General features: G+C 54.8%; 10 protein-coding genes. All 10 read left to right on the top strand.

Translation table 11 applies throughout. The features are described 5' to 3' along the window. Positions 1-2 precede the first annotated feature (2 nt). The gene (locus tag ACR0BU_RS13075) at positions 3-1,754 is read left to right on the top strand and encodes a dynamin family protein (protein WP_480737746.1); all 1,752 of its coding nucleotides are present in this window, start codon (positions 3-5) and stop codon (positions 1,752-1,754) included. A 52-nt stretch (positions 1,755-1,806) separates the two neighbouring features. Continuing rightward, entirely contained in the window at positions 1,807-2,208 is a 402-nt protein-coding gene (locus ACR0BU_RS13070) for a hypothetical protein (RefSeq protein ID WP_298935001.1), read from the top strand. 23 nt (positions 2,209-2,231) lie between these two features. Continuing rightward, positions 2,232-3,104, top strand: coding sequence for a hypothetical protein (locus tag ACR0BU_RS13065; protein WP_480737744.1), 873 nt, complete (start codon positions 2,232-2,234; stop codon positions 3,102-3,104). Between the two features lie 67 nt (positions 3,105-3,171). Continuing rightward, entirely contained in the window at positions 3,172-5,214 is a 2,043-nt protein-coding gene (locus ACR0BU_RS13060; RefSeq protein WP_298935004.1) for a dynamin family protein, read from the top strand. Continuing rightward, positions 5,211-6,497: a dynamin family protein gene (locus ACR0BU_RS13055; RefSeq protein WP_480737743.1), complete on the top strand. Its 1,287-nt coding sequence runs from the start codon at positions 5,211-5,213 to the stop codon at positions 6,495-6,497. The genes ACR0BU_RS13060 and ACR0BU_RS13055 overlap by 4 nt, the downstream gene beginning before the upstream one ends. A 339-nt stretch (positions 6,498-6,836) precedes the next feature. Then, positions 6,837-9,029: a protein kinase domain-containing protein gene (locus tag ACR0BU_RS13050; protein ID WP_480737742.1), complete on the top strand. Its 2,193-nt coding sequence runs from the start codon at positions 6,837-6,839 to the stop codon at positions 9,027-9,029. Positions 9,030-9,236: 207 nt separating this feature from the next. Then, a complete protein-coding gene (locus ACR0BU_RS13045; RefSeq protein WP_480737741.1) occupies positions 9,237-10,244 on the top strand; it encodes an FHA domain-containing protein in 1,008 nt (335 codons plus the stop codon). Positions 10,245-10,247: 3 nt separating this feature from the next. Beyond that, positions 10,248-11,033 (top strand): PP2C family protein-serine/threonine phosphatase, encoded by a 786-nt coding sequence (locus ACR0BU_RS13040; protein WP_480737739.1) that lies wholly within the window; start codon positions 10,248-10,250, stop codon positions 11,031-11,033. 21 nt (positions 11,034-11,054) lie between these two features. Further along, complete coding sequence (locus ACR0BU_RS13035; RefSeq protein ID WP_480737738.1) at positions 11,055-12,317, top strand: type 2 periplasmic-binding domain-containing protein; 1,263 nt, start codon at positions 11,055-11,057, stop codon at positions 12,315-12,317. Positions 12,318-12,361: 44 nt separating this feature from the next. After that, a complete protein-coding gene (locus ACR0BU_RS13030) occupies positions 12,362-13,468 on the top strand; it encodes a transporter substrate-binding domain-containing protein (RefSeq protein ID WP_299080155.1) in 1,107 nt (368 codons plus the stop codon). Positions 13,469-13,472: the final 4 nt, after the last annotated feature.

The raw sequence follows: 13,472 nt of genomic DNA, 5'->3' as shown, positions 1-13,472 counted from the left end.
AAATGGCAAAAGATTCACAAACCCGCTTCGTTTCGCCCAAAGCGTGGGAACGCATCGAGCAGTGGTCCCGCCGCAAGCCGGTCTTCGCATTGATGGGAGAGTTCAGCGCCGGGAAATCGACGCTTATGAACTTTCTGTTGCGTACGCAGACGTTGCCAACGCAAGTCACCGCAACGCAACTGCCGCCCGTGTGGTTCAGCTGGGGCAATCAATCAGCCTATGTTAAGCGGCAGGACGGCAGCACAGAAGACATTGAACTTGATCAGCTTGAAGCGGTCGGCGTGAATGACGCGCAATTCATCCGTATCTTCCTTGAGGCTGATATCCTTGAGGCCGTTGATCTGATCGATACTCCCGGAATCTCCGACCCCAAGATCTCGACGGATGTGTGGCAACGCGCGGTTGGTCAGGCCAACGGAGTCTTGTGGTGCACCCATTCCACCCAAGCGTGGCGAGAAACGGAGCGTGCGACATGGGTCTCGCTGCCCGAACGGCTGCAAAACAACTCTCTGTTGCTGGTCACTCGGGCAGATGCACTGGGTCAGAAAGACCGTCAAAAAGTTCTGCGCCGCGTCAATCGCGAAGCCGGCCATCTGTTCAACCGCTCTATCTTGTTCTCTGCACGGGACGCGATCACCGCACGGGACAAAACCGGCGATGCCGAGATGTGGTCGCGAAGCGGCGGCGGCAAAATGATCGATAGTTTCCTTGAGATTACCGAACATATCATGGAGAATCGCGCAGATCAGTTGGCACGGTACCAGATCGACAAAAGCATGTCGGACGCGCCCAAGGTTCAACCTTTGCGCCCAGCATCTAAGTCCGCCGAACCGGGATCGGGTACAGAAGGTGTCTCGCCATTGAAACTGGTGAACCCTCTGATAGACGGTACGGACATTGATCCGGCAGAATCTTCAGTTGTGACCAGCTTCCCGGTGCGCCCTGCCCGCGTGGAGCGGCGCTCTGAGGATGCGGAACGGACGCGAATTGACTCGGAAGAGGCCGAGCGGCTGCGGGCGGAAATGGTGCCCGAAGCAGAGCTGGCCGCGGAACCTACTGACACCAACGATGACGAGTTGCGTGCCTTCTTCAAGGATACGTCCAACGGTCCGCTTGATTTGAGCAACATACCCGAGTCCAACCGGGATGATGACGACCTTGACCTGCTTGATGACCCGGATTTTGATGACGACATCGAGGAAGAAACCCTCTTCGACGACGAAACTGACATGGACCAATTGCAGGTTGAGGAGACAGATAACTCAGAAGATCTTTTGGTTTCTCTCAACGGATCCCTGGCGGACACACCCGAAATCGAAAGTGAAGAACTTGAATCGGGTGAGCCAGCGGAAGACCACGGCATTGAAGTTTCGGTGTCTTCCATTACCGCCCTGATGGCCGAACAATCGAATGATAGCGTTGACGATTATGAGCCCGAACCAGAATCCAACGGGTTGATCGAGATCGAAAGCGCGCCGCAGCCCAAGGATGTCGGCGAGATCAAAGAAACCGTCGCTGGTGAAATGATTGATGTATCCGCGGATTCGATGTTGAGCGCTTCGTCCATGTGGCAGGAAATCGTCGGCAAAGAAGACCTTCCTGAGGATGCGGATGGATTGAAGAACGTCTTCAAAGCCTTTCTGGCTGAATTTGACCAGATCGCCGTCGAACACAATGCGCGACAAGTAAAGGAGTCCTTACGTCCAATCCCGAGCGCCAGCGAAAACAGCGGCGCAGAATGGCATATGTTGTAATGGAACTCGAATCGAGGTAGTGGATAATTAATAATGGAAAACAGATAGTTATATGTCGATCCAAGCCGCACTTCAATCCGCAATGGACACCATACCCGACTGTATTGCAGGCGGGTATGTTGACATGGAAACGGGCATGCTATTGGGAACATGTCTTACCGATCCAGACAGCGCGAATGTCTTGGATGCGCTGGCAGTTGCTGTGGCGAATTTGTTTCAGGGACGCGGTGTTGCCGCTTTTGAAGCTTTGTTAAGGCAGGCAGGAACGGAAGAGGCGGCAAACCCGGGGTTTGGTGAAATCGCGGTGTTTTCGCAAGACCGATTGAACATCTTTTTACGAACCCAGGAATATCCGGATCACGTGGTTTGCTACATTTGTCGGAACAGCGCGAATGTCGGTTTGGCACTAACAAAATCACATCTCAGCTTGGGGTCGGTTGCGGCCGCAGTTTGAGCGGGACCAGAGGGGGTCACGGCATGATGGATACTGACATACTGGAAATGCTCGAAGATATCGGGCGGTCGTCGGTGGCAAGATTGTCGCCGGCCGTTTTGGTTTCTGGTGACACCGCTTCGGAACGTCGTGTCGAAATTCTGCGTGTCATTCGTGGGACTGTTCTGCCGCGTCGTCTTGAGTTCACGGCAGCAAATGGCGACTGCTTGGCGATCGAGGTTAACAGCTCGCGGGTTACCGATGTCTTCCAGGTTCGATCAGGGCCTATTCCCGATTTCAACACCGAGGCGCGAGAAGACTTGGTCGGTAAATTGGCGCAGCTTGTTTCTGACATCTCCGGCGCCCCTACCCCGATGGAATTGGTGTCGCTGAAACCGGATACAGCGCTTGAAGCCGATGATGTCGGCATCACGCTCAGCGAAATTGAAAGCGCGTGTCAGCAGATTGAGCTGCCTTCCGAACCCATTGTGTCGGTTGTACAGGAGACCGAAGAAGCGCTCGCTACCGAACAATCTGAAGAAGACGTTGTCGAGCAGGCGGAAAGCCTGGCTCAGAACTTTTTTGATGGGGTTCACCGGTTCTCGACTGGCCGCGTTTTGATGGAAAGTGCGGATGGGGATGCGCTGCGTTTCGAAGGGCAGTGCGCGCCCGAAGGAACAATGCATCCAGATCAAAAATTGCTGACGCGTTTCGCTGCAGATCTGGCGGGCTGGGACAATGATACAGAGACAGAACTGGACCACCCCCAGCTGATAGTGATGCGCCCTTCGGGTGGTAAAGGTGCCGGTCTGGCTGTGGTACGTGACGGCGAGAAAACTGCCGTTGCTCTGCATGAAGCGCGCAAATTAGGTGCGGTTGTCAATCTTTGGAGTTCGCTTCTGGAGACGGGAAAATGACCCCGTCTGTAATATTCAAAAATTCGAGTAATTTAGTTCATTGTTTCAAGTATCAGGGTAAAGAGTTATGAGTGAATCTAGTCGTCGCGAGTTAATTCGCATTGCAGAAGATATGAACAAGATCAGCAACGACGAGACGCGTCAGTTTATCTCGCGTATTGTCGGTGATCTTACCAATCTTAAGCCTTCGATCGCATTTGTTGGGCAAATCAAGGCCGGAAAATCCCGTTTGATAAACGGATTTACGGGTCAGGCAGAGTACCTGCCGTCAGACGTCAACCCTTGGACGACTGTCATCACGGATATGCATTTCGGACACCCATCCGGGCGGACCGAAGGGGCAGAATTTCACTTCTTCGACAATCACCAGTGGCAGTCTTTGATCGTCGAGGGTGAAGAACTGCGTAACATGTTCCCGGATGACGAGGACAGCTACAAGCGTGAGATGATCGAGGAACAGGTCGAGGCGATGCAAGTCCGAGCGCGGCGGCGATTGGGCGACAGCTATGAACAATTGCTCGGCCAACATCATGATCTGGAGCATCTGACATCAGACGATCTTGCGCGCTATGTCTGTGCAGGCGACGATCCGACCGAAGACAGCGTCTTGGATCCGGGCAGCGACCGGGGTTTATACAGCGACATTACTCGCAAGGCCGAGGTCTATTTTGACGTCGGCCATTTTCCGTTTCCATTGACAGTGACCGACACGCCTGGCGTAAACGACCCGCTGCTGATCCGCGAAGAGATTTCGCGACAGTATCTGAAAGAATCGGATTTCTTTGTTGTGGTCCTTTCGGCGCATCAGGCGCTTTCGCGCGCTGACTTGAAACTGTTCAGGTTGATGCAGGCATTGGAACTTGGTCAGATTGTCGTATTCATCAACCGAGTCGACGAGCTGGGCGACGGGGCCGAAGACGCCACAAAAGTGCGCGCTGACGTTCTGGAAGGCTTGGAAAAGGCGCTCGGGAACGCGGATATCGATGTTTTGATGGGCAGTGCGCAGTGGGCACATTTTGCACTGACCGGTGATGAGACGGGTATAAACCATGATCAGGTTCTGGCTTGGTTGCGCGCGCATCCCGAACAGATGAAGCAATATCTGGACGGTGTCGAAGAGATCAAACAAGGCCCCGGCCCGATAAGTCGCGAAGCGGTTTTGCGGTTTGCTGCGATGATCGCCTCGGGTCTTCCGGATCTGCGCCGTCATGTAACGCAAGCTTTGACCGATGGTCCACGCGATGAGCAATTGCGCATGGCATGGCAGCATCTCAATAGTTTTGCACGGGGGGAACTGGAGCGGTCTCAGGCCCACCTGCGTGCGCTCGAAGATGACAACGCAGCTAACTTGGCAAGCGCCGACGAAAACGACAAGACCCTGGCAGAACTGCGCAGTCTTGTTGCAGGTAAAACACAAGGTATAACCCAGGACATGGATGATGTTTTGTCCAATCTTCGTGGCGTTATGGATGACACCGTGGCCGAGGCTGTTTCGGCTGTCGTTCGGGGTCCTGACGGGCAATCGCCCTTGCTGGCCAAAGGCGGTGCGACCGAATTGAATTTCACACCGTTACGCGAGCGGATGAGAGAGTTGGTTCAAGGCGCATCTCAAGTCGTTCGGCAGCGCATGCTGAGCGAGCTTTACGCGATTGACATGCAAAGCAACGCTTCGTTGCGCGCCCTGCCCGGCTGGCAAGAACCGGCCGACAACCGTATGAACACCAGCGCAGTTCGATGGTTCCGCCCGGATACGACGGCACTGACACGTGGAATTACTGTTGAATTGCGTGTAAACTGGTTGTCGCGCCTGATTTCGCGCAACAGCGTCGTGTCGCGCGCGGAAAAGATGATCGTGCAGGAGTTCGAGTTGATCGGGGACGATCTGATTGACACTGCGCGGGATGACCTGTCTGAAAGACTGAATACGGTCCTTGATCACTATCTGGCTTTGCTGGCCGGGCATCTAGAACACAGATCCGGGACCGATGAAACGAATGCACGGGCCGAAGCGCAAGGCGCATTCGACCGGGCGCGCCGCATTGCTGATAAGCTGGCGACAGCCTTTGGAACGAGCATTGCGGAAGAACGACAAGCAGAGGCTGCTGAATGATTGAATTTCCCGGAACCGAAAAGGAAGTGCGTCAGTTGGAGCGCTTTCTGAACGCGTCAGAAGACCTACCGTCAGACGCGACTTTGGACGACATGCGAGCACGGGCGTTGGCCCATGCCGAACGTCTGTCCAATGCGGTAAATATCGGTTTTGCCGGGGAGTTTGGAGCTGGAAAATCAAGCCTTGCCAACATGTTGGCCGGGGCAGATATCTTACCAACCGGACCTCAGCACCTGAAGTTACCGCTGGTAATTGTTGCTTATGCTGACACACCTGAAACCACCGTGGGTTGGTGGGAAAAGGAACCCAAGACCTATTCCGGGATCGCGCTGGAAAAGGCTGCGGCGGACAATCCTGATTTCATCTCCGTGGGTCTTAACACTCCTGCCCTGAAGGAAATCTCGTTGTTTGATTTGCCGGGCTCAGGTGCGCTGGATGATACGTATAAACAGACCCTGGATCTGTTGAAATTCGTCGACTGTGCCATCTGGTGCACCAATGGAACCAATGCCTGGCGCGAGACTGAACGCCATCTTTGGGCTCAGGTGCCATCAAAATTGCGCGAGAACAGCCTGTTGGCAGTCACCCATTCCGACTTGCCGCCCGTCCATGACGCGCTGGATCGTGTTTTGGCTCGTTTGAATAAGGAAAAGGGTTCGATGTTCCGCTCTGTAGTGCCAATCGGTACGCCAGTTGCGGTCCGCGCCATGGCACAAGAGCCCGAGCCTGATTTCAAGCTTTGGGAAACTTGCGGAGGGCAAAATCTGGCAGAAAAGGTGCTCGAGGTGGCGTCGAACCGACGCCAAAGCGACCTTGACGCCGCGCGTAAGGACTTAGAGCAGGATTTCATTCCATTTCTTGAAACGCTACAAGGGCCCGAACCCGAGCAGACCGAAAGTGATGGCGCGTCGATGAAAGTCACGCTTGGATCTGCTTTGCCACCGCTAAACAACCCCATTCTCGAAGATTGGTTGGCAGCCATCGCCAGCATCTATGAGGATCTTCGCGAATCTGCGGATATTGAACCAGCGGCCTTCCTGCAAAGTTGTCAGGAAATTGTAGAGGATTTCGCCGAGCGTTTGGATCAAGGTGGTGAAATCGACCCGGAAGCCGATTGGATTCCAGCAGAGTTCGAAAAAGCAACAGATCTGTTGCTGCTGCTGCAATTTGAGAGCGGCAATGCCCCGTTAAAGGATGCAATCAGCATACTGGCACAGCTGAGCGACAACCTTGCATGGGCCGGCAGCACCGTGCCAGAATCACAGACCAAAACCGGAACCTGACGCTTTCGCGCTTAGATTGAGCCGAACTGCGGCGATTCGAAGGCGCTTAGAATCGGGTCGAGATTGTTTCTAATTCGTAGACCAAGAGTCCGAATTAGGTACATCAGTTTTCGTGTTTTACCCACTTTGTGTCACTATATTGTGTCAGAAAGCATTCGGAATACGACATATAGAAACATGGCAAAAACGATCCATAGTGAAGCCATGAGGCGGCCCCAATAAAGTCAAATTTGAAACGTCTAACCGTTCTCAAGTGTCCTGCGTTTGTTTTGGTTGTGAGTTCGTAGGTTATTTACGCAGTTGGAAGTGCCGCTAAACGAGTAGAACGGGCGTAAAGAAATGAGCCACAATCAGGCTGTCGGTGCATCGCACGACGAACCAAAAATCGAGGGACTGCAACCGGGCTCAAAGCTTCTGCGCGGACAGTACGAAGTTCTTAGCTTCCTCAGCAATGGCGGGTTTGGAATAACCTATCTGGCGCGCGACAGCCTCGAACGCAATGTGGTCATCAAAGAATGCTACCCCGGCGCTTTGTGTCGTCGAAACGGGGACTTGGTCGAACCAGCCGATTCCTCCTTCAAGGACGACCTTCGCGCAATCATCGACCTTTTCATTCTTGAAGCCCGCAACCACGCACGGTTGGTTCATCCCAACATCGTTGACGTGCATCAGGTCTTTGAAGACAACGAGACCGCGTACATCGCAATGGACTTGATCCGTGGGTGCGATCTTCTGGATTACGTCGAGAACCTTGAAAATGACGGCGGACCTGACTTTATCGTGCAGGTCACCGAAAAGATGCTGTCTGCGGTCTCTTTCATCCACCAAAGCGGTATGTTGCATCGGGACATATCGCCCGACAACATTTTGATAGACGAGAATGGCGACCCGGTCCTGATCGACTTTGGTGCAGCGCGCGAGCAAGCAGCCAATAAATCAGCGGCACTTATGACCCTTCGCGTTATCAAGGACGGGTATTCGCCCCACGAGTTCTACGTTCGCGGTGCAGAGCAAGGCCCGAGCAGCGATCTTTATGTACTCGCAGCTACCTTGTATCACGCCATAAGTGGCGAACGCCCAATTGACGGGCAGACCCGACTGAACGCGTTCAACAACGGTCACGATGACCCTTATGAGCCGCTTGCTGGTCGTTTCGAGGGGTATCCAGAGGGGTTTCTGGAAGCGCTCGATAAGGCGATGGAGGTGCATGCCACGGACCGCCTGCAGTCAGCGCTGGATTGGTTGCGTATGTTCCGCGGTCCGGGCGTAATGTTTGACACGTTTGCTTATCGCCCGGTGTCTGTCATCGTCGGCATGGATCGGAAGGACAAGGAAGAAGAACAGGCTCGGATCAAAGCCGAGAGCGAAAACGCCGAAGCCGTTGTTACGGCCTTACTCGCAGGCAATGCAGACATTGCCCTGGGCAACGAAGACAAGAAAGACGAAGAGCCTGCTAGGTTCTCTGCCAAAGACGACAACGCAGTTGCCGTAGATACAGTGGTTCAGAGCGGTTCGGGCGGCAATGGCAAGTTAATTGCTGGCGCTGCTGCTGTGGCTGTAGTGCTGGCTGCGGGTGGGTTCTTCGTGATGTCCGGCGACAATACCGAGCCAGCCGCACAGACGACGACTGCAGGGATGGCCCCGGCCACACAATCTGCACAGGCTGAAGCCGAAACGCCAGCTTCCGAGCCGGAAACAGAGACATCGGCGACTTTGACACCAGAGCTGGCACCGATCGTCGAAGACGCAGCGCCTGAACCAGAAATACTTGTAGCGCAGCCTGTCGAGCAGGAACAGGCCGAGACTGCGGAAATAGCTGCCATAGAAGCAGCCTCCGCAGAACCAAAAGCAACCGAGGCTGAACCTCAGGCCGGCGCACTGGCGGTAGCGACGGGAGACAAGACCGCCACGGAAGGGTCGGTCAATCTGGCTGAAACCCAGGTCTCGTTTGCGCATTGGGATGTAGAAATCCCGTTCGATGTCTCTAGACGTCGCGCATCGACCGGCAATGTGATTGCAGTCACCGGAGTTGACCCCACTATTGATATGACAGTGATCGGGGAGTGGGTGACCCGAGGGGCCGCGATCTTTACTCTGAATGGCAAGCCAATTCAATCGGACGCGTCATTCGCAGCACAAGTGTTGGACAACCTCCAGGTGGACCCAGATGGCTATACCCGCGTCGCCGCTCGGTACCGTCCTCTGGGCAAGACCAGGGCCAGCAATGGACTGTTGGCTTTGCCTGCCATCCGCTCGGTAGGTCTTGAAAATGGCTATGCGTTCACCATTCGCGGAACGGGTGAGGCCGAATGGCAGACTGTGGTCTCGGACGTTCCAGCAGAGAATTCAGGCTCCCTTCAAAAAGGCGATGTGCTGCTGAGTGAAGCGCAGACCGGAATGACTTTCGATGGGTCAGAAAGTTTGGATGCATTGCTGGCGCAGCTTGTTTCTGCAAATCAAGCTGAGGCACGCTTTAGTGTCTCGCGAAACGGCACCGAAGCCGCTGCGGCCATGCGATTGGTTCAGGAGTGATGTGTCCGGTTCAATAACATGTACCAGCGTTTGTTTGTTGAGGGTGGCACCCCAAGCTTAGCCACCCTGGCGGGAGCTGGCCCGCAACAGAGAGTTAAGAGTTTTCTCGTTTCCAATGTTGTAGTTGCCGCTGTGCCATCGTGCGCAGGGGTAGGTAGAAGCCCAAAGGCACAAGTTACGTGCCACTAACTTAAAGGTGTCGACACCATGTTCAAATATAAAAGCCCTCTCAGCCGGCTTCTCGAAGGTGCCGGCAAAGCCCAGGAAGACGAAGTTGTAGAAAGCACAACACCTGCCGAAGACAAACAGGAGCCGATTGCGGACTTCAACGCCCTGCGTGCAGCCCTGGCTGGCGGAAACATGGCCTCCGAAGCTTATGAGGAAGCGGACGAGTTGATCCCCGAAGGAAAGATGCCCGACTTTGAGGAATCCAAAGTTGAGGTCGCTGAGGGTGAAAAACCCGCAGATGAAGCGAACGCTCCTGATACCTCGGTCGAAGACGTGGAAACCGCGGCTGAAGTTCCGGCCGTCGAGTCTGCAGAAGAGTCGCATGACAACGATCAGATCCTGACCCTCCATCTTACTGAGGACGATGCGATTGTTGGCGACGAAACGGTTTCGCTCAACACGGAAGAGACCGCGACGGATACAGGAGAGGTTGTAGTAGATATCTCAGCCCAGTCGCCTGAGGCGGAGCTAGAACCAGCCGAGCAGCCAGCGACCGAGCGGGCGGCCCCGGAACCTGCACCAACCGAAGATCGCAGGTCCCGCGTCAAAACAACTTTCCTTGGTTTTGAACGCGCGGACACTCATGTTCAAGATCTGATTGAAACGGCGACGCCTGTTGCAAAAACGGAAACTGCTCAAGAATCATTCCCTGTGGGATGGTTGGTTGTGACGGGCGGTCCCGGTCGGGGCGCCAGCATTGGCTTGACGGAAGGTCTGATGCAGATCGGCCGCAATGATGATCAGGCCATTCAGCTGGATTTCGGCGATACCGGGATCTCGCGGTCCAGCCACGCTGTGGTTGCGTATGATCCCGAAGATCGTAAGTGTTATCTGGGCCATGGCGGTAAAGCCAATCTTGTGCGTCTGAACGGCAAACCTGTCCTGAGCACTGTTCCGTTAGCCAGCGGAGACCTGATCCGGATCAGCGAAACCTCTGTTCGTTTTGTCGCCTTCTGTGACGACGGCTTTGATTGGCGGGAATCCTGATAGATGTTGGCGACCCCGGCATATGACATTGCGCTGATCCTGGATCAGGGACGGCGCGATTCTCAGGAAGACGCGATTGCCTCGCGCGTGTTTGACGCAGCAGGTTCGGGTTATGTCGTCGTTGCTGATGGTATGGGTGGCCATGAAGCGGGTGAGGTTGCCTCAGAGATGGTGATTGCCGCATGGCGCGACTCGCTGGATAGCGAGCTTGAAAAAGACAATCCGGTCGAGGCGACGTTGGTTGATACGCTTCCTTTGGCGGCAATACAGGCCAATGCGTCGATTGCAACTCACAACGAAGAACAAGGTGACGGATTCAACATGGGGTCCACCCTTCTGGGTGTCCTGCTGCTGGATCAGCGCGTGTTCTGGATTTCAATCGGGGATAGCCCACTTTATCTTTTCCGAAACGGTGATCTGCAGCAGATCAACGAAGATCACTCGATGGCCCCGATGATTGACGCGCAAGCGGCCCAGGGGCTTCTGACAGAAGCCGAGGCTCAGGTTCATCCTGACCGCAACCAGCTGACTTCGGTCGTTATGGGGGCTGCAATCCCTCAGGTCGATTGCCCGGAAGAGCCGCTGATACTGACGGCGGAGGACATTCTCATTCTGGGCAGCGACGGGCTGCAATACCTGAGTAACGCAGAGATACAGACCATTCTGAGCAACAACTCACAGGCATTGGCCCAGGATATCGCGGACTCATTGTTAAAGGCACTGCAGGTCAAAAACGATCCGGATCAGGACAACCTATCAATTGCCGTCGTGAAACTGAAGAGAACCTAAAAAGGCAAAGCAACAGTAAAAATGAGAAAACATCTGATCATATCCAGTCTGGCCCTTGCCGCCGCTACTGGCGCGGCCTCGGCCCAGGAGGCGTGTTCAACCTACGAGATTCAGCGCGGTGACAGCCTGCGTGATCTATCGATAGAGGTTTATGCGACAGAAGACTTCCGGATCCTCTATGACGCCAATCGGGATGTCATCGGATCAAACCCGAACGTCATTCGGGTCGGTGACGTACTGACCATGCCCTGTCTGGAAGACTTTGGGCGCGCGCCGGTTCTGGCTGATACCGAGGCCGAACGGCTTGCCTCTGCTATGGCAGCGGAACTGGTGAAAGCTGCAGAAGCACGCGCCGAAAAGGCCATTGCAGAAGCCGAAGCCCGTGTAGCCGCGGCAGAAGCCGAAGCGCAACAAGCCAGTGAGGATGCCGTTGCTGCTGCCAAAGCCGAAGCGAAAAAAGAGATTGAAGCGGCCCGTGCCGAAGGCGCTGCTCTGATCCGTGACGCCGGTGTGGGTGCACGCCCCGAATTTAGTGATCGTCAGCTACTGTTGATCACAAGTGGGAACTACGCGCCTTTCACGGACGAGGCGCTACCGCATCGCGGCCTGTACACTCAATTGGTAGAGACGGCGATGCTGCGCGCCGCGCCCGAGCAGTCTTACAAAATCCAGTTCGTCAATGACTGGTCCTCGCATCTGGATCTTCTGATGCCGACGCTCGCTTTTGACGGAACGTTCCCGTGGTCGCGCCCAAACTGCGAAGCGGCCGAAGCGCTATCTGAAACGGATCGTTCGCGTTGCGAGACCTACAACTTCTCGAACCCGTTCTATGAGGTTGTGGATACGTTCTTTGCACGAAACGGTTCAGGCTTTGAGCAGACGCTGACTTATGCTGACTTTGCCGGTACGACGATCTGCCGTCCTGAAGGCTGGTCTTTGTCCCACATGGATGCGGTCGGGCTTTATGAGCCTGCAGTGACTTTGATGCGCCCGGTATCACCGGATGACTGCTTCCATGCCGTGATGGAAGGAACAGCCGATATCGTCGCAATCGAGGCCCATCTTGCTGTCGAGACAATCGGGCGCCTGGGTTACGAACACCGCATTATCGAAAACCCCAATCTCGCGGCGATCAAGTCGCTTAACGTCATGACCCATAAAGACAATCCTGATGGGGAAGCGATCCTTGAGACGCTGAATCAGGGTCTGGCAATCATGCAGCAATCCGGCGAATGGCGCGACATCGTGTCGACCGCCCTGCGTTATCAAATGGAAAATGGATAGGGCTCCAAAAAGCCTGACAAACCAAAAGTCTGGAGGAAGTGGACATGTTTGAATTTAATCTGAAAAAAGTTGTGATGTCGGCCACCGCCGTCACTGCCCTAAGCGCCGGTGCCGCCGCCGCTCAGGAAGCTTGTACGAACTATACTGTCGCAGATGGTGATACGATGGCGACCATCGCCATCGCGGCCTATGGCTCATCAAACTATCAGCCGATCTTTAACGCCAACCGGAATGTAATCACCAACCCAGGCGCGCTTGAGCCAGGTTTGGTTCTGGCCCTGCCCTGTGAAGACGGCAGCCTGCCCAACGGTCAAAGCGCCCAAGAACTAATTGCGGCTGAAGAACAGCGCGCGGCAAGCGTCAAACGTTCGAATGTCTACGCTCCCCCAATCAAGATGGTGTCGGGCAACGGATGGGAACCATTCACCAGTGAAAAGCTGAACGGAGGTGGGATCATGACCCGCCTGGCGACAACCAGCCTTCAGCGTGCTGGCAACAGCCGTGATTTTTCGGTCAGCTTTGTGGATGACTGGTCCTCACACCTAGAGACTCTCTTGCCACTGGGCGCATTCGATATCTCGATCGCCTGGACAGTGCCTGATTGTACGAACCGCACTTATGAGTGGTCCGCAGCTACTGAATCCCGGTGCAACGAATTTGTTGCTACGGTCCCGGTCTACGACATCGTTGGCGGTTTTTTCACTCTGCCGGAAAGCGAATTCGCACAGGCAACAGCCTTCGAAGACCTTGAAGGCGCAACGCTCTGCCGTATGGATGGCTGGAGCATGGTTGTGCTTGAAGAAGTCGGGTTAAATTCCGAAAACCTGACTTTGGTTCATCCCAGCTCGGCCCGCGAATGCCTTGATGCCGTTTTGACTGGCACCGCGGATGTGGCAGCGTTTGAAGTTGATCTGTTCGCAGCAACGATGAACGACATGGGTCTGACTTCTGCTGACATCGTTGAAAACCCATACGTTTCTACACTGTCGTCGATGAGCTTTCTTGCGCATCGCACCAACCCCTTTGCGCGCGAGTATATTGCGATGATGAACAAAGGCCTGATCGAAATGCGCGAATCCGGCGAGTGGTACGCGATCATCTCGGACACCCTGCGCGAGCAAAACGAAAAGTTGAACGCAGCTTCGAACTGATCCC

The organism is Ruegeria sp. CK2 (assembly GCF_056536585.1).
The sequence above is the reverse complement of the archived record's forward strand: the minus strand, read 5'-3'. Positions and strand labels throughout refer to the sequence as shown.

What these genes read in the sequence shown, in the direction of transcription:
- ACR0BU_RS13075 (WP_480737746.1), top strand. Translation starts at nt 3, where the DNA reads ATGGCAAAAGATTCACAAACCCGCTTCGTTTCGCCCAAAGCGTGGGAA.
- ACR0BU_RS13070 (WP_298935001.1), top strand. Translation starts at nt 1,807, where the DNA reads ATGTCGATCCAAGCCGCACTTCAATCCGCAATGGACACCATACCCGAC.
- ACR0BU_RS13065 (WP_480737744.1), top strand. Translation starts at nt 2,232, where the DNA reads ATGATGGATACTGACATACTGGAAATGCTCGAAGATATCGGGCGGTCG.
- ACR0BU_RS13060 (WP_298935004.1), top strand. Translation starts at nt 3,172, where the DNA reads ATGAGTGAATCTAGTCGTCGCGAGTTAATTCGCATTGCAGAAGATATG.
- ACR0BU_RS13055 (WP_480737743.1), top strand. Translation starts at nt 5,211, where the DNA reads ATGATTGAATTTCCCGGAACCGAAAAGGAAGTGCGTCAGTTGGAGCGC.
- ACR0BU_RS13050 (WP_480737742.1), top strand. Translation starts at nt 6,837, where the DNA reads ATGAGCCACAATCAGGCTGTCGGTGCATCGCACGACGAACCAAAAATC.
- ACR0BU_RS13045 (WP_480737741.1), top strand. Translation starts at nt 9,237, where the DNA reads ATGTTCAAATATAAAAGCCCTCTCAGCCGGCTTCTCGAAGGTGCCGGC.
- ACR0BU_RS13040 (WP_480737739.1), top strand. Translation starts at nt 10,248, where the DNA reads ATGTTGGCGACCCCGGCATATGACATTGCGCTGATCCTGGATCAGGGA.
- ACR0BU_RS13035 (WP_480737738.1), top strand. Translation starts at nt 11,055, where the DNA reads ATGAGAAAACATCTGATCATATCCAGTCTGGCCCTTGCCGCCGCTACT.
- ACR0BU_RS13030 (WP_299080155.1), top strand. Translation starts at nt 12,362, where the DNA reads ATGTTTGAATTTAATCTGAAAAAAGTTGTGATGTCGGCCACCGCCGTC.